The organism is Clostridium perfringens ATCC 13124, from assembly GCF_000013285.1.
GTDB lineage: Bacteria > Bacillota > Clostridia > Clostridiales > Clostridiaceae > Sarcina > Sarcina perfringens.
In genome coordinates this window covers 942,353-963,190 of the sequence record NC_008261.1, presented here as the reverse complement: position 1 = coordinate 963,190, position 20,838 = coordinate 942,353, and the positions used below count along the sequence as shown (strand labels likewise).

The following is a 20,838-nucleotide window of genomic DNA, read 5'->3' as shown; positions in this document are numbered from 1 at the left end:
TGTTCTAATATGTTTAAATTGGTTCAAAATAGTAATATAATTATAAATATATTATTGTTTAAATATTACTTGTTATTTAATATTCCTAAAATTAAATTTAAGTTTTTATTTAATATGTAGATTTATAACAAAGCAATATTGTTATATTTAATCTTTATTAACTAAAAAATAATATTTCATATACGCTTATTTTTTATTGCTAAAGTTTTCTATAATAAAAGTTTAGTAATAAAAAGTAAGTGTGAAAGGAGAAAATATTATGGTTTTAATTCTTATTCTTATAGTTGGATTAATATTTTTATTTGTAGGTCTTTATGTATTTAAAAATAAGAAATTTAAACTTGGATATTATCTTTTCTACTTCAAAAGAATTGAAAACTACTATGATGTGAACCAAATAAAAAATAAAGATCATATTGCAGACTTAATAGGTATAACATTTATAATTATTGGTACCATTTTAGTTTTAACAGAGTGTGTATTTTTTGTTTTTAAATTTGAAGATGCTTATTTATTAATACCTCTTGTAGGTTGCTTTATATACTATGTATCAGAAATGTTTGAAATCAATAAAAAAATCAGTTAAGTAATATTTAAATAAGCAAAAATAGTTGCTTTTATTTAGCAACTATTTTTGTTATCAATCTAGATTTCATATAATTTATATTAATATCAAATACGTTTCTATAATGTAATTACCTACAAAGAATATAGTAATACAATCTTTAAATGTTTTATTTAAGAAACTTCGCCAATAACTTTATTAATATATAACTATCTATATTTTTAATTACAATCTACTTACTTAAATTATTTACAATACTATCTATAAGAAAGAAATAATAAAAATATATAATAAAGAACATAAAATTAAATAATTTGTAATTTAATATTCTTCTTAATCTTTTATAAAATCCACTTATAGCCACTACCCAATAAGGTCCTAATATTAAAAATGAAATTCCTATTTTCTTAATAATAGATATTTTTTCTTTTCCCATATCACTAAACCATATTGCAGTTAAATTGGTTCCCCATATAAAAATAATAAAAAGAACTACAGCTAAAATTATAGTTCTTAAATTTCTCTTATTAAAAAGTTCTTTATTAAGCATAATTTTCTACTTTTCTTTCAAAGATTATTTCATAAGCATAAATAATATTAACACCTGACTTTTCATTAATTGGAGTAACAATCTGCTTTAACCTCCATCCATTTTTAGCTTCTTCTTTTATAATGTCTTTACATTTTTCAAAGGAGTCTTCCCTTTTGCACTTAAATGATTTATCAACAGGCACATTTATAAATTTATATTCATACATATAACCTCTCCCCCTTTATTCTCTAAACCTATTTATACTATAAATATATATTATCCCTAAATTAACTCTACAAGCTTATCCTTGCCATAATAATTTCATCAGCATATTCTCCATTTTTCAAAGCTGACTTTATCTTTATTCCCTCTTCTTTAAATCCAAACTTCTTATATAAGTTTATTGCTTTATAATTATCCCTAAATACACATAATTCCAACCTTATAATATTAAGACTTTCGCTTAAATTTATTAACTTATCCATTAATAAACTTCCTATGCCTTTGTTTTGATAATCACTATTGACCATTAATGTTATTACTCCAACATGTTTTTTTCTTAAATTTCCATGATTCATTAATATTCCTAACCCTAAAACTTTTCCATCTTCTTCAGCAACATACCAATACTGATTATTTCCTCTATTTATAATCTTTTCCTTAATTAATTCATCTTCTTCATCTTTATTGGACAATATATTCTCCATAACTCCAGGCATTTTTCTAATTTTACTAATTTCTTTATAATCTTCTATCTTAATATCTCTAATCTTTAAACTCATAAATTACCCTCTCTACTTTTTATACTAAATCAACTTAAAAATTATTTAATATATTTATACCTTTATTTCATAATAATTAATAAATAATACTTTTGTATAAAAATCCTTTTTAATATATATTTATAGATATTACACCTTATTTAAATTCCAATTTATATCAGTTAAGTTTTATTATACCATATTAAAGATTTCATTAATTATAAAAGCTTGAATAAATAAAATAAATCTTAGAAAATAAAATATTCCCTAAGATTTATTTTTATTAAACTATAATATTATTAGAATTATATTTATATTTGAGATATTATCATCTTAATTTTATAACATATCATAAGTCACACAGACTGGTCTTTTATTTATTGGATCCTCTATAATTTCTGCATCTATATTAAACAACTCTTTAAGATTTTCTTTTGTCATAACTTCATATGCTGTACCTTCACAAGCTATTTTTCCTGCTTTCATACCTATCATATAATCGGCAAATCTAGCAGCATTATTAAGTTCATGAATAACCATAACTATAGTTGTCCCATGCTTCTCATTCAATTCCTTAAGTAAATTTAAAATCTCTAATTGATGGGCTAAATCTAAATAAGTTGTTGGCTCATCAAGTATTAATATATCTGTTTGCTGTGCTAAGGCCATAGCAATCCAAGCTCTTTGTCTTTGCCCTCCAGATAAATCTTCTATGTCTCTTTCCCTAAATTCAATTAATCCTGTAACCTCTAAAGCCCATTGAATTATATTTTTGTCCTCTTTTTTTAATTTACCGAATCCTTTTTGATGAGGGAATCTTCCATAGGCTATTAACTCTTCAACAGTAAGCCCATTAGGTGCTTGAGGACTTTGAGGTAAAACTGCCATAACCTTTGCTAACTCCTTAGCTCCCTGCTCTTTTATGTTTTTTTCATTTATATATATTTCCCCACTTTTAGGAGTTAAAATTCTAGCTATTGTTTTTAGCACTGTAGATTTTCCACATCCATTTGCACCTATTATTGTAGTTATTTTCCCCTTTGGTATATTTAAGTTTAAATTTTTAACTATATCTAAACTTCCATATGAAATATTTAAATTATCAGTAGTTATACAATTCATAATTATCTCCTTCTACTTTCGTGAAAACTTTTAATTATAAGATTTTAAAATACTTGTTACTTTAATTCTTATATCTTATTTAAAATCAATTTATCTAAGATGAAATTTAATTGCCTTTTATTTATAAATATTAATTTATGTCTAGGTATATAAATATCTATTTTGATAACATTAAATAAATAAAATATGGAACTCCTATTATAGATACGATTATACCTACTGGCATTTCCATTGGTGCAATTAAATTTCTTGCTATAGTATCTGACACTAATAATATTAAACTTCCAATAAGGGCTGCTACAGGAATTAATTTCTTATGCTTTGGCCCTATTAATTTTCTTGCTATATGAGGAGATACTAAACCTAGGAAACCTATGCTACCTGCAACTGATGTAGCTACCCCTGCTAATATAACTGCATATATAATTAGTTTTCTTCTTTCTTTTTCTACTTCAATCCCTATACCTGTGGCAACTTCGTCTCCTAAATTTAATCCATCTAAATATCTTGATTTATATATAGTTAAAGCCATAAATATAATTATAAATGGTAATATTGCTAATACATATTTCCAACTTGCTCCCCATATGCTTCCTGATATCCAAGCCATAACTCTATTAAATTCTTGAGTAGTAAATCTTAACTGAAATATTGTTAATAAGGATGTAAAAGCTATATTTATACCTATACCTATTAATAATAGTCTTGATGAATTTATTCCATTCTTCCATGCTAATATGTATATTAAAAATGCTCCAAATATAGCTCCACTTAAAGCTACTATAGGCATAGTAAAAATAGTTAAATTACTTACACCATCATATACATTTCCATTCATTATATATATATAAACTACAACAAATAAGGCAGCTCCTGAATTTATTCCAAGTATTCCTGAATCAGCTAAATCATTTTTAGTAACCCCTTGCAGGATTGTACCTGCAGTTGCTAAAGCTGTTCCTACTAATATTCCTATGACTATTCTAGGAAGTCTAAGCTTAAATATAGCTATTTCATTACTTTTTGTACCTTGTCCAATTAAAGTTTTAATAACTTCTCCTGGCTCAATTGAAAGTGAACCCATATTTAAACTTATTAAGAAGGTAATAAAAATTAAACCTATTAAAATTCCCGTTACCCATATAAATTTATGGTTCTTTTTTATATTCATAAATTACTTACCTCCCTTTCTAACTAAGTATATAAACACTGGAACTCCTAATAAGGCAGTTAAAGATCCTATTGGTGTTTCATAAGGAGGGTTTATAATCCTTGCTAATATATCACTATACACTAATAAAACAGCACCTAATATCATTGAACTAGGTATTATATATCTATAATCAGATCCTACTATTCCTTTGCATATTTGAGGAATTATTAATCCTACAAAGACAATATTACCAGCTACCGAAACAGAAGCACCTGTTAGACATATAACTATCATTATGGATATAAATCTTACAAGATTGGTTTTTTCTCCAAGTCCTATGGCTACTTCTTCTCCTAAACTCAAAATTGTTATTCTAGGTGACATAATCATGGCCCCAATAAATGCTATTCCTCCAATTAAAGATAATAAAATTACCCCTTCCCATTTAGCACTTACTAATCCACCTGATACCCAGAAACTTAACTGTTGAGATAAATTAAAATACATTGATATTCCCATTGCTAAGGATATAAGTAAAGTTCCTAAGGCTGTCCCTGCAAGGGCTAACTTAACAGGATCAACTTTTCTAGATGCTCTAGAGCTTATAAAATATACTAAAAGACCACTTATACTTGCTCCTAAAAATGCAAAAATCATAAGAGCAAAGCTATTTATGACTAAATTAGGATATATTCTTTGTAAAACAAATGCTACAGCTATCATAAATGTAGCTCCTTGAGTTATACCCATTACAGAAGGTTCTGCAATTGGATTTCTAGTTATTCCTTGCATGATGGCACCAGCTACGGCTAAAAATCCTCCTACTAAAGCTGCTGCAAGTGCTCTAGGTATTCTTACATCCCTAATTATATTAGTATTTATATCTGCATCATTTGTAAAAATAGCATTTATTATCATAGAAAAATCAATTTCTTTTGCCCCTATAGATATAGATAGAATGATTCCACTAAGCAAAAGTAATAAACCTATAAACATTAATCCATAAGCCAAGGTCCTTTTCCTTCCTATTTTCATAAGTTGTCCTCCTTAAAGTATCACCAAAATTTCTATTTTAACTTAAATAGTGGGGCTGTATCTTTATATTTTGATACAGCCCCTACTAAAAATTTTAATTATTTTACAAGTTCATTTTTTATTGACTCTAATAAAAGTTCTCTTCCCATTGGGTTATAAGCTTGGCTAAAATATGGACTTACATCAAGTATTGTTACATTTCCATTCTTAACAGCTCTCATTTCATTCCAAACACTATTTGACTCTAAATCAGCCTTATCTGATTCTGTTCCTAAAACTATAATATGATCTGCATCTATTTCAGTAAGTCCTTCAAGTGTAACTGTAGGTAATGTTATGCTATCTTGTTCTGGCATTTTACTTGGTTGAGGTAATCCCATATCACTCTTTAAAACTGTTCCTATTCCACCTTCAGTAAATACCATGAATTGACCTGAAGAAGCTAAAACAGATAAATAAGTTCCATCACCATTTGCTTTCTTTATTTCCTCTCCAACTTCTTTTGCTTTTTTATAATAATTATCTAACCAATTTTGTGCTTCCTCTTCTTGATCAAATAATTTTGCTACCTCTTTAAACTTAGCTTCCCAATCATTTGCATTATCATTAATTATAACTGTTGGAGCTATTTCTGCTAATTGATCATATATTTTCTCTTGTCTAGGTGACATTATTATTAAGTCTGGCTCTACTGATAATATCCCTTCTATATCAGCAGTATCCATCATAGAATGACCAACTATTTTTGTATCTTTTAACGTCTCAGCCATATATTCTGGTACTTGATCAGTTTTATATGAGTCTACATTTGCCGTAGCTACAGGAGTATGTCCTAATAAAACTAACTCTTCTGAACTTCCTGAAATGTCTACTATCTTTTTAGGATTAGCTGGTATCTCAACTTCTCCTTTTACAGATTGAACAATCCTTTTTTCATTACTAGTGTTGCCCTCTTCACTAGTTTTACTACTAGAACATCCTACAAACATTCCAACCGTAAGTGTTGCGATCCCTAAAATCGCTAATTTTTTAAGTCCTTTCATCTTTAGTCCTCCTAATTTCCTTATTAGATTACCCTCGTCTCCCCATCAATGATAATCATTTTCATATGAACACGATTTATTATATCATCAGATTCTGCCTAGTCAATATAATTATCAAAAATTTCACAACTCCAATTTTTACCTACATATTATTGTAATAGTTCCTTAACATTTAAATCATAATTATGTAAGTTATATATGAGATAATAAGCTTAAGGATAAAATTTATATTAATTCAAAGAATAAACATAGGAAGTGATTATTTGCTAAAGAAGAAAATTTTAGTTGGAATATCTATTTTAATAGGGCTACTTATCCTAGTCTTCCTTATTTTTGAAGTTTTTTTGACATATAAAATGATGAATTTTAAAGATATAAAGCAACTTAAGGATGTAGAATATGAAATAATTTTAGGTGCAGGATTATATGGAGACAAGCCAAGCCCAATTTTACAAGAAAGATTAGAGGAAGGCTTGAAATACTTAGAATTACACCCTAATACTAAAGTAATAGTTTCAGGTGGACAAGGAAGTAACGAGCCAATACCAGAATCTGAGGCTATGAAAAATTTTCTTGTTAATAAAGGAATTAATCCTAATAGAATTATAGAAGAAGATAAATCTAAATCAACCTTTCAAAATTTAGAATTCAGTAAAAAAATTCTTGAAGAAAGACATGCTGATAAAGATGAAGTGTTAATAGTAACAAGTGATTTTCATTTATTTAGAGCTAAGGAAATCGCAGATTACCTTAATATTAAAAATGAAGGACTTCCTTCAAAAACTCCTATATCTTTAAGAGTTCAATATATGATTAGAGAGTTTCCTGCTATGATTAAATTACTTATGCAAGAAGCTTTTCTAGATACAAAAGATATTGTTTAAAAAAATCAGCCAAATAAATATCAAGAGTACTCTTGATATTTATTTGGCTGATTTAAAATTCTCTATTTTCATATTTAATATATTTATTTCTGTACTTTCACTATCTACTTTTTCAATTTTAGCTATAATATACTTTGCTCTTTCTATATCTCCTCTTTTTATAGCCTTATCTGCTTTATTTGAAAAATCATCTATTATACATTTTTTACAAACTTCTATTTCTTTATGACTATTTATTTTTAAATCATTTGAATCATCCTGAATTTCACTAAAAACATTTATAGCTTCTGAATACCTTTTCATCTTTTCCAATCTTAATCCTTGATCATAAAGTTCCTGCTGTTCTTTATGAAACTCTAAATTCTGTATCTTTTTACATATTACATTGGTCTTATTGTTCATAAGTTTAGCTTTTTCTAATAATACCTCTGCTGTCTTATATTCTTTATTTTCAATAGCTTTATTAGCATTTTCTATAATATTATTAAACCTTTCTTCTTTTAAACTTGTATAATGATTAGCTATTAATAAGCCTCCTAATCCTAGACATATAATAACTGATAAAATTGTAATAAATTTTTTCATGCAAATCTCCACCTTTAAAGCTACAAAATACATTTACATTTTATTCATCTTCATTATAACATCTATGAAAACGTTTGTATATAAAGAAATATTTATATACCCAACTAATATTTGATATTATTTTAAATTCACTAAAGTTGCTTTTTTATTCTTATATAAAATTAAATATAAAAATTTCTATTTAATCCTTTACTTATGTTTACAAAAAGTTTATATTAGTATAGAGTTAGTTAACATTTTGTTCATTTTTGTAGTAATTTAAATTTAATGATAAGCTATTTCACATTCACTATTTACTTATATTAAGGAGTTGAAAAAATTGAATACAACAAACAAACTTAGAAATAATATCTCAACATTAATTATGATTGCTTTATCATTTTTAATAATCTACTTATTGCATGATATTTCAAAAGCTGTGGTTGGATTATTATGTGGAGGAAAAATAGAATTTAATCATGGCATAACAATAGTAAATGCTAATTATGGCAATTTTTCTTATGCCCTTAATCTTATACTAGGAATATCAATACCAGTATTATTTTTATTTGCACTAGTACTTATATTTAATAATTCATTAAGAAATGGCTTATATCATAAATTTACCCTTATATTTTTTATGTGCTCAGTATTAAGTATTTCAGTATGCTTAATTTTCTATCCATTGGTATCATTATTTACTGATCTTGGATTACATACTGAACTAGATGAATTAATAGAAGTAACAGGACTAAGTCCCTTAGTCATATTAGTACTCTCCTTATTAATAACAACTTTATTAGTAAAAATAGCTTCTAAGAAAAACTTATTTAAAAATTTATAAGGTTCTAGATAAAAATTTTTAAAACTTATTTTAAGTATCTAAACTTATCTAAAAAAATATATAGTTATTATTTTATTAAAGTATATAAAAAGATTGCATTAAAAACTTTGAATAATAAAACTTATAATTTATAAAAATATATTTAAAAGTTTTATAAAGTAAATTAATACAATCTTTTTTCATTTATATTTTTATTTATTCTTTCTTTTTACAGATTCTAAGTAATATATTAACTTTAGCTAGGCTCTTAAGCACTTTTTAATTATTAATATTAACCTTTTATCTTTATTACTTATTATTCTTTTTCTTTTCAAGCATTATGTTAAGTATAGTATCATCAACATTTTTAAAGCCATTTTGTATTAATGTTTCTATACTTTCAATTGTTTCTTCTACATCTTTTGCTACTATTCCATCATTGGCTGTTGCTGATATGCCATTTATAGCCAAGTTTGCACATTGTATTGCGGCATTAGTCCCTGTGGCAATCTTTAAAGCACAGGTTTCCTTTGCTCCATCACATATCATACCTGAAAGATCTGAAATCATATTATTTATACAATAATTTATATTTTCTAAATCTCCTCCAAGAAGATAAGTTATTCCACAAGAAGCCCCTGTTGCCCCTGCTATTCCTGCACCGCATAGAGGAGAAAGTCTTCCCATGTGTTTTTTTATTCTTATTGTAACTAAATTACTTAAAACTAAAGCTCTTGCTAATTCCTCTTCAGACTTATCTAAAAGTCTAGCAGTTTGAGCTACTGGTATTGAACAAGCTATTCCTTGATTTCCACTTCCTGCAGTGGTCATTATAGGCATTGCACATCCATCCATTCTTGCATCTGAGGCTGCTGCTGAGGCTGCAATTATCTTATTAGATGCATCATTAGAAAATAAATTAAAATTACCCTTTTGAATTATTTTACTTCCAACTTGAAGGCCATAATCTCCTTTTAATCCTTCTTCTGATACCTTTTCATTCATTTTTGCACTTTCTAAAATAAATTTTATGTGATCAAAATCTACTTCTTTAGCAAAGTTATATATATCAGCTATCTTAAATAATTTATAGTCTTCCTCTAAATCTTCACTTACCTCACTATTGTTATCCATTATTATTTCATCATCACATTCAATTAAGGTTACATTAGTATGAGTATCCTCTATAATAACTTTAGCTTTTGAAGTTTCAGATAAAAGTTCTACCTCTATATAAAGAGCTTTATTGGTATTTTTTTGCTTTATATTTATTATATTTTTATCTACAATTTCCTTAGCTTTTTTAAGTTCATCCTCTGTGAAATTAGATAATATGGTTAACTTTTTATAGGATTTTTGAATTGAGATTCCTAAAGCTGCTGCTATTTCTATTCCAACTCCACCAGTCCCAGGTATTCCAACTCCTAAGGCATTTTTTATTACGTTTTTACTTAAATAGATATTTACTTCTTTTATTTCTCCCTTTAAATGTTCTGCTGCTATAGATGCTGCATAAGCTATTGCTATTGGCTCTGTACAGCCTTCTGATGGTACTACTTCCTTTTTTAATGTTTTTAAATATAACTCTCTCATCTTCTCACCTTCTTATAAATTCCTTTATATTTTTATTATAACACCATATCCCACCTCGTGTAATCATTTACAGGAAAAATTCAAATTTATTTATTATAATGTTTTAATTACACTTTTAATTATTGCTTACAAAACACCTTAGAACTATAGTGATTTTATCCTTTCTAAGTATAAATAAAAAGAGTAAAAATTATAAAATATAATACATTCTAAAATTCTTACTCTTTTTTTAATTTATTAAATATTAAAGCTTTTTATAAACTTTAAATGCAAAAGGCTTTAAGCCTATATCTTCTTTTAAAGGTTCAATTTTTTCTTCAAATAAATCCTTAACCTTATTATTTTTAATCTCTTTAGGTAAATATATCTTTTCTTCATTCTCTGAATTGTTCATAATAATAAATATATTTTCCTTTGAATATATAAGTATATTTTCAGCTCTATTAGCTCTTATCCAATTATTATCTAATAAATTTAATTCCTTATTTTCTTTTCTTATTTTTATTATTTGTTTCATAAACTTAAGCATATCTTTATCTTGTTTATTTTCATCCCAAACCATACATCTTCTATGGAATTCCATACCCATTCCTTGATTACCTTCCATACCAACTTCATCCCCATAATATATACATGGAGAACCAGCTTGAGTAAACATAAACAGATAAGCTAATTTCATCTTATCCTTGTTTCCTTCAGCTACAGTTAATATTCTTGGAGTATCATGACTATCTAACAAGTTAAATATTGTTTCTCCTATTTGTCTTAAATAACTAACCTTATTAGCTTCTATCATATATTTAAAATCTTCTGTATTAGATTGATTTAAACAAAAATATTCTTTTACTGCATCTGTAACAGGGTAATTCATAACTGCATCAAACTGATCTCCCATAAGCCATGGAAGTCCATCATGCCAAACTTCTCCTAATATATAAACTTCTTTATTAGTTCCCTTTACTACTTCCCTAAATTTTCTCCAAAATACATGGTCTACTTCATTACATACATCAAGTCTCCAACCATCTATATCCATTTCTTCAACCCAGAACTTAGCCACTTTTAATAAATATTCTACAACCTCTGGATTTTCTGTGTTTAGTTTAGGCATTGTGGCTATTCTTCCAAAGGTTTCATAATTTAAATTATTTCCGTCAACATTTTCTAAGCCATTTTCAAGTACTGGAAACTTCTTTATACAAAACCAATCCTTATATCTTGATTTTTCATTATTCTTTAATACCTCTTGCCATTGAGGTGAAAAATAACCTATATGATTAAATACTGCATCTAACATTATTTTCATTCCTCTTTTGTGAGCTTCACTTACAAGTTTTTTAAAGACTTCATTTCCACCAAGGGCTGGATCTACTTTAAAATAATCTATAGTTTCATATCTATGATTTTCAGTAGCTTCAAATACAGGACAAAAATATAGTCCATTAATTCCAAGATCGCATAAGTAATCTAATTTATCTAAAACTCCCTGTAAATCTCCTCCCATAAAATTATCCCTAGTAGGCTCTGTCCCCCATGGCTCAACATTTTCTGGATCTATTGATTTATCTCCATTGCAAAATCTATCTGGGAATATTTGATACCAAACAGTATCTTTTACCCATTTTGGTGTTTTAGCAACATCTATGGCATTTAAATATGGAAAACAATAAAAGTTTCCTATATCACTTAATTTTGCTTCATCATACTTTCCATCTAATTCCTCTATTCTTTTTTCTGTGAATAAAAGAGTTTCTTCATCTCCATATAATATAAATCCATATCTTGAACGTTTGGTTAATGGTTTATACTCAACTATCCAGTGATCAAAGTATTTTGTTTCGCATTCCTTTCTCATAGGATAACTTTTTCCACCTGTCCATCGTCCTCCAGTGGCATTCATATTTCCTCCATCACAACCACCTTCATCCCATATGTAAGGATCTCCAATTCTTATTTCCACTTTATTAACTTCACCTTTTTTAGTCTTAACTCTTAAATGCAAAGTTTCATTATCATATCCATAAGAATAATTGCTTTGAGCTATATGATGTATTGCCTCTCTTGTAATTTTACCCATAAATTTAACCCTCCATAATATTATAATCATAAATTGTTATAAATAATTTTGGTAACGGTACCAAAACGAATCAAAAAAATATTAATATGTGTATCTTCTCTGTATGTAATTATAATCCCCTTTATGAAAACGTTCAATATTTTTTAATATTTTTATTGTATAAGTCCCCAGAAAAGTTTTAAATTTTATATTTAAATGAAATTAAAAATTACTATAAGATTTTGTTTTAGGTAAGTGTTTAGTTTAGATATATAATTACTATCTAAACCAAACACTACTTTAAATCATATCTTGTTTATAAGAATTCTTTTATACATTTTATATATTTAGCAGAATGAGAATCACTTCCTAAAACCATAGGTACGCCTTTCTCAATTGCCATTTCTAGAACTTTTCCTTCTATATAGAATTCATTACACTCTTTTTTTCTTAAACCTGCAATGTTAAAATCAAGTTCATATCCTTTTTCTTTTATAAGATCTAATATTTCCTCTATCTTTGAAATATGTTTTTCGTAGTTATAGGGAAATTCCTTATTAAACCTTCTTACTAGATTTAAGTGTCCTATTCTTTTTGGTTTGTATGGTCCTAAATCACTTTTTAAGGCCATAATTAATGTATCGTAATATTTATTATATACTTTCTCTAAAGAACCTAAATCATCTATGATTTTTTTAAATTCCTTTTCGCTAAAATCTATACAATAATATCTTTTATTTCCTTTTATCATATGAACGGATAAAATCCCATCATTTAAGTATTTGCCATATTTATTTAAAAGCAATTCTGTTTCAATCTCGTAACCTTCTATATAGTCTACTTCTACTCCAATATTTACTTTTATCTTATCCTTATATTTTTCTTGTAACTCGTGTCCTTCTTTTAAATAGGATTCCATTTCTTCTAATTTCATAGCACTATCTTTCAAAGGCGAAGGATCAATAAAATTTTCAGGAAGAGGAAGGTGCTCAGTAAAACTTATTTCATCTAACTTATATTTTATAGCTTCTTCAATATAATCTTCAATATTATCGTCACTACCATGAGGGCAATATTTTGTATGGACATGACCATCTTTATTTTTAAAGTTATATTCTCTAATCATATTATTAAAAAATCTATATCCTCCCTTTTCTCTATTTTTTACTTTATACATAGCCTTATCAGAATTTCTCATAAGTACTTCTATTTTTTCTCCATCCTCTGGAAATATTGTTATACCTATGGATGAGTCAATATTACATGTAACATCTCCTATTTTTATTCTTTTTCTTAAGGAGTTTTGAATATCTTTAACTATTTTTTCAATTTCTTCTCTATCACTTATATCCTTTAATATAGCTGCGAATTCATCTCCACCTATTCTTCCTAGAATATCGCCCTTCCTTAAACATTTGTATATTCTTTTAACTGCACAAACTAGAACTTCATCCCCTACATCATGTCCATAATTATCATTTATTTCCTTAAACCAATCTAAATCTATAAAAAGAACTGCAAACTTCTTGTCCATCTTTTTGCTTTCGTTTATGGTATTTCTGAAAGATTTAAAAAATAATCTCATATTAGGAATATTAGTTAATTCATCATAATTAGCCATTCTGTCTAACTCTATTTCCATTTCTTTTCTCTTTGTAATATCTTCTCTTGAACCTACTATGAAAACTCCATCATCCTCATCAACAATAGGAAGTAGTTTCGTTAAGAACACTCTTTTCTTCCCATTTAAAAACAAGTCATCTTCAAATACAACTACTCTTTTACCTTCTATACAATTTTTATAATAATTACAGAATCTTTTCCCAAGCTCTTCCCCAAATACATCCTTTGGAGTTTTATTTATAATCTCTTCTCCTTTAAGTCCAAATTCCTGAAGATATGCATTGTTATTTCTTACATATTTAAAATTTCCATCTTTAAGCATTTCAACTAAAAATAATGCATCTTGAGTTCCATTAAAAACTATATAATATTGTTTTAATAAGCTTTTTATATTCTTTATAGCCTCATATAGGGTATTTTTTCTTTTACAATTGCCACATAAATTTTCTATAATCTTCAATTCATTTTCTATCTTAAGACTTAAGATATCCATTTTTAATTCTCTATTTTCTTTGCCTTCTTTATAGTAAATTTCATCCACAACCTCTTCTAAATAGTAGTTTTTCATATCTTACCCTCACTTGTGAAGTCTGTTATTTAATAATAATATTAAATAAATTTTAATGTTTCGATAAAAAATTAACATTTTATCCATATACAGTATATAATATTAATTAAATAATTTCTATCTTATTAATTATAAAAATACTAAAATTATCCTTTATATTAATTTTAATACTATTTATTCCTATCATATATCCATTATAATTCCATTTTCTTTTAACCACATTTTTTGTTCTTTATAATTTGAAATAATTTTTGAAACAAAATTCCAATAATTTTTTGAATGATCCTTATGAACCATATGTGTCATTTCATGAACAACTATATAATCAACTACTTTTAAAGGTGCCATGATGCATCTCCAATTAAAAAGTAAATCATTATAATATGTACAGCTACCCCATCTTCTTTTTTGCTCTTTAACCTTTATGCTTCTAGGCTTTACAGGATAAAACTTCAAATAATGATTAACTCTATCTTTAATTATTCTTAACCCTTCCTCCCTATACCATAATTCAATTGCTTTTCTTAATCTTTCCTTATTATATTCTGTCATACAAACCACTAATTCTTTTCCTATTATCCTAACAGAAATCCTCTTTAAAAATGGACTAAACTTTATTTTTAATGAATATTTATTTCCTAAATACATAAATAAATCTCCATCTTTATAGTTTTTTTCAACCTTTTTAGAATTACGCTTATAAGCCTCTTCTCTCTTTTCAAGAATCCACTTTCCTTTTTCCCTAACCTGACTAATAATTACATCCTCTGAAATGCCCATAGGGGCTCTTACTTTTACTTCTCCCTCAGCTGAAATCTCTATACTCATAGTTTTTCTTTTACTTAATATTAATTCAAAATCTATAATTTTATTTTCATATTGAAATTTTAATATCATAAAAACCTCTCTGTAATTTTTCATATTTTAACAAAATTAATTATACCAAATAATGCTATTTTAATTTTATTTCTTTATAAAAAATCATATAAATAAAAAATGCTTCACAAAATTGTGAAGCATTTTTTTATATTTCTTTATTTTCTTCCATAATTCTTACTATACCAGCCATACAAAATACTATAGCTTCTGTCATTCCTAATGAAAAAGCTAAAGACATTCCTATGTTTATAATATACTTTATAAATGAAGTATTTAAAACCTCTGTATTAATTACATTTAAAGCAACTAATACCATACCTAATATAATTATTATACTTGTACCGTATTTAAACATTTTTGTGTAGATTCTACTAAAATACTTAAGTCCTTTAATTCTATCAGTAAAACTTTTAATACCATCTGTTAAAGTTAATCCACGCTTTTTTAAATCCCATATATGGTATCCTAAAGCAAAAATTGTCCATAAAAGAGCAATTCCTGCAAGTACTGATTCTTCTATCTCACTACTTGCCCTTCTTATCATAAGTATATAATCAATCATTACCAAAATAGTAATAATCTCAATCTTTAGTTTTCTCTCGTAACTCTTCATGCTCCCCTCCAAATCTTTTAAATCCTATATAAATATTATCAATTTAAAGTTTCTTTGTAAATAAGTTTTAAACTGTTAGCTATATATACTTTAATTTATCCTTTTTAACTAAATCATAAAGTTCTAAATTAAAACTTTCTTTCATAAAATAAAATAATATGCAATTTAAAGTTAATAATATAACTCTCTTATTTTACAATATACTATTAACTTAATCCTAACAAACCTTTTAAAACTCCCATTTTAAAATTTTTCAAATTATTTAATATTTAAGGAAGTGACTATTACTATGGATTTATTAGTATTTTGCTCAGTAATTCTTTGTTATTGCATAATCCTATTAACTGTATCATGATATAAAAATAAATTTATATAAATAAAATCATATTAATATTAAACTTTATAAAATTATAAAAACCTATAATAACTATAAATAAATCAAATAAGTGAATTTATTTTAGTCTAAACTAAAAAATGATATACTTTAGGAAAGATTCTTAAAGTGAGGTGAATATTTATGTTTACAATTAATAATTTCGCTTTTGATTCTATAAAAAAATTAGATGAATTAAAATTATATAACTGTTTAGATATAAGATCCTATAAGAAAAATAGAAAAGTGATTATAGAAAAACTTGAAAATACTTTTAATGTATATGAAGATGGATATGAAAAAAGAGAATTCCTTAATATTTCAAAAGAAGAATTAAAAAAGCTTTTAAGAACTATAGAAAAAATTGAATTTCCTAGAAGTAATAAACTTAGAGTATATGTTTTAGAAACAAAAGATCAAAGTACTTGTAGAGCAAACTATAGGGATGAAAGTATTTCTGAAGATGAAGAAGAAAAACTTTCTATCTTCATAGAAACATCGTATAGTTCATATGAAGCAATAAAAAGCTTAATTGAAAGCAGTAATGATTTAATTATAGAAGTAAACTTTGCCCAAAATGTAACAATAAAATCAAAAGTTTCAGCTGAAACATACTTAACTTTAAAAAACTACTTAAAAGATAGACAAGATACCCATATCTTTGCATATTAGTTTGTATTATAAATTATTAAAATAGGAAATAAATTATTGCTTTAAGCTTTACCTATATTTTTAATCCTAATGTAATAAAAAACTCCATCCTAAATATAAATAGGACGAAGTTAAATTTACATCTATCACTTTAATTAAGGTAGTAAAGTTTTCACAAACTCTAAATTATTAAAATCATGCTCTTTTATATAATTTAATAAGTCAATTAAATAAGTTTTATGATGTTCTACAACCTTTGAGAAACACTGAATAAATCTTACTACTTCTTCTTTTGAAAGAGCTTTATTTAAGACCTCTTTATTTTTCTTATGATATATATATATGCCAACTAAATAAAATCTTATAAATGTATATCTTATAAGCAACATAATATAGCTATCAAATATTGATTCTCTCTCACAGAATGGGAATAAATTGCTATAAATAAAATTAACTATGTAATTTTCAAATATATAACTATTTTCTTCTATAAATTCTTTTTCATATTCTTCAAAAACCTTTATATACATTTGAGCATTTTTAGCTAAATAATTTTCTTCATCTAAATTAAGCCCAATTTTAACTTCCTTTGAGTACTCCTTAAATCTATCACTATCTATATCTTTTTCTACCCTAAGCATAGTAAGTAATTTCTTAAAGAAATCAACCTGAATAACGTAATTCATAGAGTTTTCTTCGTATGAATCTTTAACAGTATCTATATCATATTCCCTTATAAAACTTAAAGTATTATGGTAATTATACTCATACTCATCCTCTAAAGCATTTATAAATTCACCTAATATGTAAAGCCTTTTATCTAATGAAAACTTTCTATTTTTCATTATCTTTATACTAGTCTCTCTAATTTCCTTAAGAAACTCTACTGGAAGATATGACTCTTTACTTACTTTAGTATTAACCTCACTTGATATTATATGTTTCCCTAAGTTTTCGTCACTTTCTGAAAACTCAATACCATTCTTCTTAAGTAAAAGGATTCTAGCAGCCTCTGGACATGCTACAGCAAGAGACATTTCATAAATTCCATCAATCTTATTAGTTACCCTAGGAAATGATGTACAAACATTTGAAAGATATTCTTCTCCAAGATTAGAATGAATAACACAGTAGTTATCACACTTTAAAAATGGACATCTTTTACTTTCCCCTAGCTTCACTTTAGCAAAATCAATTTCATCACATTGACACTTCTTATTTTTAATAAGATTGCTTTCAAGTATATTCTTCATATCACTATCACTTACACTTTCATATTGATAAAAAGTAAACTTATCAATATCAACATCCCAGCCTATACAACAGCTATCTTCACATTCTCCCCCAATACACTTAAACTCTTTAAGATATATTGGATATCTCATTTTAATATTCTTCATTATATACTTCCCTCTTAGATAAAATAATTTAATTCACTTAATTATTTTATCACACCATATTATCCCATTGAAAATTTAAATTAAAGCTTTTTATATTAAAGACTATTATAAGTAAATTTTCAAAATTAAATATAAAAGTGAAATCTCCATAGGAATTTAATTAGTGTAAGTTAATAAAATTCTTTAATTTTTTTAATCATACTTTCTTTATTTTCCTTTAATTGAGGTATTCTATTTACATTTGCACCTGATGGATGTGGAAATCCCTTAAGTATTTGTCTCTCGCTTATAAATCCCTCTTCCTTAAGCTTAAATAGTACTTCCTCAACTGCTTTTCCTAAAGGTATTAATAATATATTTTCAAAATCATCTAAACTCTTAATTTCCTCAATAAAGTTCTCATAAACATACTTCATTAAAAAATCACTCTTTATAAGTTTTGGAGTATGGCCTGTATAATTGGCTTTCTTAAGAAAAACAGAGTAAGGAATTAAAGATACCGTATGTAATAGATAATCCTTTTCTTCAAAAAGGTCTCCACAATCATTTATTTTCAAAGCCTTATTAAGCTCTATCTCATTTAACATGCTAATTATATTTTTTCTTAAGGTTCCACTAAAACGCCCTGCCACCTTGCATTTATATTGAATTTCTTTAATATTATCTCCACTCTCTAATTCCTTTCTTGCTGTAGCTATAGCTGTACTCATTTGATTAAAACCTGGAGTTATACCAATTATAAACACTTTAGCATTAGGATTTATATATTCATTATGTGGAGCATAATAAATTTCTATATTCCCCTCTTTATTAACAAGAAAATCATCTGTTAAAAGTTCTTCTTTTGTATATTTATCTTTTAAAGGCAGTTTTTTAATTGCTTCTTCATAATCGTATAAAGTCTTTTTCATATTAACATCTCCAAATAATATTCTTATAAAATAAATATAGTCATAATATAATCTTAATTCAACATATATTATTGTTTATTTTTATATAAAAATTCATTTTTTGTAACTTTTGTGTAGTTTCTTTTAAAAATAAACTATGTATAATTAATTTTAAATTTTATGTACAAGCATCATAAAATTTTATAAATATAACTTAAGAAGAAATTATTAAGGAGAACCACATATGAATTTTTGGAATGACATTTTTAACTCTATTAATGGGTTAGCAGGAAAAAATCACTTATTAGATTCAATTATGCTTTTTAGTTCAAAAAGACTTCCCTATATTCTTTTTGCTACAGTGATTGTTGTTTATTTAATAGGAATTATAAGTAAAAATAAAAAAGCTAGAGGAATAGCTGTAGACACCATTGTGTTTACTGGAATTAATTTAATTCTAGCAGTTATTGTAGGTCACTTTTTTTATGCTCCAAGACCTTTTGTAAATGATCCTAATGCAAAGCTATTATATCCACACAAGCCAGATTCATCTTTTCCAAGTGGTCATTCAGTTGGTAGTATGAGTATAGCTTTAGGATTAAATAGATATAATAAAGCGCTTGGAACAATTTGCGTAATTTTATCTATATTAATGGGAATTTCTAGAGTATATGTTGGACACCATTATCCACAACACGTTGTTGCTTCATTCTTAATTGTAATTATACTAAACGTACTTTACATAAAATTCTTAAGTAAAAGCGTTCAAAAACTTTATTTTTCAATTGAAAAACATATACCAATTTTAAATAAATTAGTTAAATAATCTAAAACTCTAAAGTTTAAATAAAAGCTAATTTTTAAGTGAATTTTAATTTGTATACTATATAATCTTTAAATTAAAAATCTGTACAAATAAAAATACTTTATCAAAAATTTTAATATCTTTTTGATAAAGTATTTTTATATTTAGAACTAATTTTCATTTAAATATTCTTTAATCTTTTTAAGTACAAAAGTTTCTCTTTTCACCCATGGATTAATTTTTTCTCTTTGATTAAGTATATTTTCATTCTCTCTAATTACCTCATCTAAAGAAATCCATATAGGAGTAAAACCTAGCTCTTCCTCATACTTATCTAAATGTTGTTCTCCTCTTTCTTCAATAACACTGCAAAGATAATAATGAGAAGTCATTTCAAAAATTGTACAACCCATTCTCCTTCTTCTATCTCTTTCAATTAAAACTCCAAATTTTTCTTTAACTTCATTTAATATGTATCCTGTTTCTTCTTGAACTTCTCTTCTTAAGGTTTCCTCTGGAGTCTCCCCTTTTTCAACTCCGCCACCTGGGAACTTATAATCTCCTGTATTAGATTTTACCATAAGTATTTTATCACCCTGTAAAATAATTGCCCTTATGGCAACTCTATAAAACACCTTTTCATCTTTTCCAAACTCTTTCATACCTAGAACTTTATTAAAATACATATCTTCACCCCTTTAATGAAATTAATATATCCATAAATACAAAAAAGAAGGGAGTTTATTCCCTAAACTCCCCTAATAATCATCTGCATTTTAATATTATAATTTTATTCTACATCTAAATACTTTATATGTAAATCAAATTTCCTTACTTTATCTCTTTATATCTCATATTTATGAATTATATAATTATCAAGAAGTCTTCTATTTAAATTTACTATT

21 protein-coding genes are annotated in these 20,838 nt (G+C 26.0%); 5 read left to right on the top strand and 16 right to left on the bottom strand.

What is annotated here, in order from left to right:
* Window positions 1-259: 259 nt before the first annotated feature.
* Window positions 260-586, top strand: coding sequence for a hypothetical protein (locus CPF_RS04035; protein ID WP_003449181.1), 327 nt, complete (start codon window positions 260-262; stop codon window positions 584-586).
* A gap of 211 nt (window positions 587-797) precedes the next feature.
* Here CPF_RS04035 and CPF_RS04030 read toward each other — a convergent pair whose 3' ends face one another.
* From CPF_RS04030 to CPF_RS04000, 7 genes are all read right to left on the bottom strand, one after another.
* Window positions 798-1,115 (bottom strand): hypothetical protein, encoded by a 318-nt coding sequence (locus CPF_RS04030; RefSeq protein WP_011590384.1) that lies wholly within the window; start codon window positions 1,113-1,115, stop codon window positions 798-800.
* The gene (locus tag CPF_RS04025) at window positions 1,108-1,323 is read right to left on the bottom strand and encodes a DUF4177 domain-containing protein (protein WP_011590383.1); all 216 of its coding nucleotides are present in this window, start codon (window positions 1,321-1,323) and stop codon (window positions 1,108-1,110) included. The genes CPF_RS04030 and CPF_RS04025 overlap by 8 nt, the downstream gene beginning before the upstream one ends.
* A 67-nt stretch (window positions 1,324-1,390) precedes the next feature.
* On the bottom strand, window positions 1,391-1,879 hold the full coding sequence (locus CPF_RS04020; RefSeq protein ID WP_011590382.1) for a GNAT family N-acetyltransferase: 489 nt from the start codon (window positions 1,877-1,879) through the stop codon (window positions 1,391-1,393).
* Between the two features lie 318 nt (window positions 1,880-2,197).
* Window positions 2,198-2,980, bottom strand: coding sequence for an ABC transporter ATP-binding protein (locus tag CPF_RS04015; protein WP_011590381.1), 783 nt, complete (start codon window positions 2,978-2,980; stop codon window positions 2,198-2,200).
* Between the two features lie 157 nt (window positions 2,981-3,137).
* The gene (locus CPF_RS04010; protein ID WP_003455696.1) at window positions 3,138-4,151 is read right to left on the bottom strand and encodes a FecCD family ABC transporter permease; all 1,014 of its coding nucleotides are present in this window, start codon (window positions 4,149-4,151) and stop codon (window positions 3,138-3,140) included.
* Window positions 4,152-4,154: 3 nt separating this feature from the next.
* Complete coding sequence (locus CPF_RS04005) at window positions 4,155-5,168, bottom strand: FecCD family ABC transporter permease (RefSeq protein ID WP_003455759.1); 1,014 nt, start codon at window positions 5,166-5,168, stop codon at window positions 4,155-4,157.
* Window positions 5,169-5,266: 98 nt separating this feature from the next.
* Window positions 5,267-6,211 carry an iron-hydroxamate ABC transporter substrate-binding protein gene (locus tag CPF_RS04000; protein ID WP_003477145.1) on the bottom strand — a complete coding sequence of 315 codons (945 nt, stop codon included), beginning with the start codon at window positions 6,209-6,211 and terminating at the stop codon, window positions 5,267-5,269.
* 263 nt (window positions 6,212-6,474) lie between these two features.
* Between CPF_RS04000 and CPF_RS03995 the strand changes: the two genes are divergently transcribed.
* Window positions 6,475-7,095, top strand: a complete 621-nt coding sequence (locus CPF_RS03995) for a YdcF family protein (RefSeq protein WP_011590380.1) — start codon at window positions 6,475-6,477, stop codon at window positions 7,093-7,095.
* 39 nt (window positions 7,096-7,134) lie between these two features.
* On the opposite strand, the gene CPF_RS03990 is transcribed toward CPF_RS03995, so the two are convergent.
* Window positions 7,135-7,680, bottom strand: a complete 546-nt coding sequence (locus CPF_RS03990) for a hypothetical protein (protein ID WP_011590379.1) — start codon at window positions 7,678-7,680, stop codon at window positions 7,135-7,137.
* Window positions 7,681-7,999: 319 nt separating this feature from the next.
* On the opposite strand from CPF_RS03990, the gene CPF_RS03985 reads away from it, so the two are divergent.
* Window positions 8,000-8,503 carry a hypothetical protein gene (locus CPF_RS03985; protein ID WP_003449220.1) on the top strand — a complete coding sequence of 168 codons (504 nt, stop codon included), beginning with the start codon at window positions 8,000-8,002 and terminating at the stop codon, window positions 8,501-8,503.
* 288 nt (window positions 8,504-8,791) lie between these two features.
* Here the strand turns inward: CPF_RS03985 and CPF_RS03980 are convergent, their stop codons facing one another.
* The 5 genes from CPF_RS03980 to CPF_RS03960 all read right to left on the bottom strand — a co-directional run bounded on the left by CPF_RS03980 (window position 8,792) and on the right by CPF_RS03960 (window position 15,814).
* Window positions 8,792-10,075 (bottom strand): serine dehydratase subunit alpha family protein, encoded by a 1,284-nt coding sequence (locus CPF_RS03980; protein ID WP_011590378.1) that lies wholly within the window; start codon window positions 10,073-10,075, stop codon window positions 8,792-8,794.
* Window positions 10,076-10,319: 244 nt separating this feature from the next.
* Window positions 10,320-12,152 (bottom strand): glycoside hydrolase family 13 protein, encoded by a 1,833-nt coding sequence (locus CPF_RS03975; protein WP_011590377.1) that lies wholly within the window; start codon window positions 12,150-12,152, stop codon window positions 10,320-10,322.
* A 295-nt stretch (window positions 12,153-12,447) separates the two neighbouring features.
* Window positions 12,448-14,322 carry a histidinol-phosphatase HisJ gene (gene hisJ / locus CPF_RS15210; RefSeq protein WP_003455757.1) on the bottom strand — a complete coding sequence of 625 codons (1,875 nt, stop codon included), beginning with the start codon at window positions 14,320-14,322 and terminating at the stop codon, window positions 12,448-12,450.
* Between the two features lie 183 nt (window positions 14,323-14,505).
* A complete protein-coding gene (locus CPF_RS03965; RefSeq protein WP_004456177.1) occupies window positions 14,506-15,219 on the bottom strand; it encodes a M48 family metallopeptidase in 714 nt (237 codons plus the stop codon).
* Between the two features lie 127 nt (window positions 15,220-15,346).
* Window positions 15,347-15,814: a hypothetical protein gene (locus CPF_RS03960; RefSeq protein WP_003455849.1), complete on the bottom strand. Its 468-nt coding sequence runs from the start codon at window positions 15,812-15,814 to the stop codon at window positions 15,347-15,349.
* Window positions 15,815-16,331: 517 nt separating this feature from the next.
* Here CPF_RS03960 and CPF_RS03955 point away from each other — a divergent pair.
* Complete coding sequence (locus CPF_RS03955; RefSeq protein ID WP_011590376.1) at window positions 16,332-16,859, top strand: hypothetical protein; 528 nt, start codon at window positions 16,332-16,334, stop codon at window positions 16,857-16,859.
* A gap of 134 nt (window positions 16,860-16,993) precedes the next feature.
* Here the strand turns inward: CPF_RS03955 and fliB are convergent, their stop codons facing one another.
* Together fliB and CPF_RS03945 are read right to left on the bottom strand one after the other, a co-directional pair.
* Entirely contained in the window at window positions 16,994-18,238 is a 1,245-nt protein-coding gene (gene fliB / locus CPF_RS03950; protein WP_011590375.1) for a flagellin lysine-N-methylase, read from the bottom strand.
* Between the two features lie 170 nt (window positions 18,239-18,408).
* Window positions 18,409-19,149 carry a hypothetical protein gene (locus CPF_RS03945; RefSeq protein WP_011590374.1) on the bottom strand — a complete coding sequence of 247 codons (741 nt, stop codon included), beginning with the start codon at window positions 19,147-19,149 and terminating at the stop codon, window positions 18,409-18,411.
* Between the two features lie 223 nt (window positions 19,150-19,372).
* Here CPF_RS03945 and CPF_RS03940 point away from each other — a divergent pair, with 223 nt between their 5' ends.
* Window positions 19,373-19,954: a phosphatase PAP2 family protein gene (locus tag CPF_RS03940; RefSeq protein WP_011590373.1), complete on the top strand. Its 582-nt coding sequence runs from the start codon at window positions 19,373-19,375 to the stop codon at window positions 19,952-19,954.
* A gap of 149 nt (window positions 19,955-20,103) precedes the next feature.
* Here CPF_RS03940 and CPF_RS03935 read toward each other — a convergent pair whose 3' ends face one another.
* The gene (locus tag CPF_RS03935) at window positions 20,104-20,619 is read right to left on the bottom strand and encodes an NUDIX hydrolase (protein ID WP_003466481.1); all 516 of its coding nucleotides are present in this window, start codon (window positions 20,617-20,619) and stop codon (window positions 20,104-20,106) included.
* Between the last annotated feature and the right edge of the window lie 219 nt (window positions 20,620-20,838).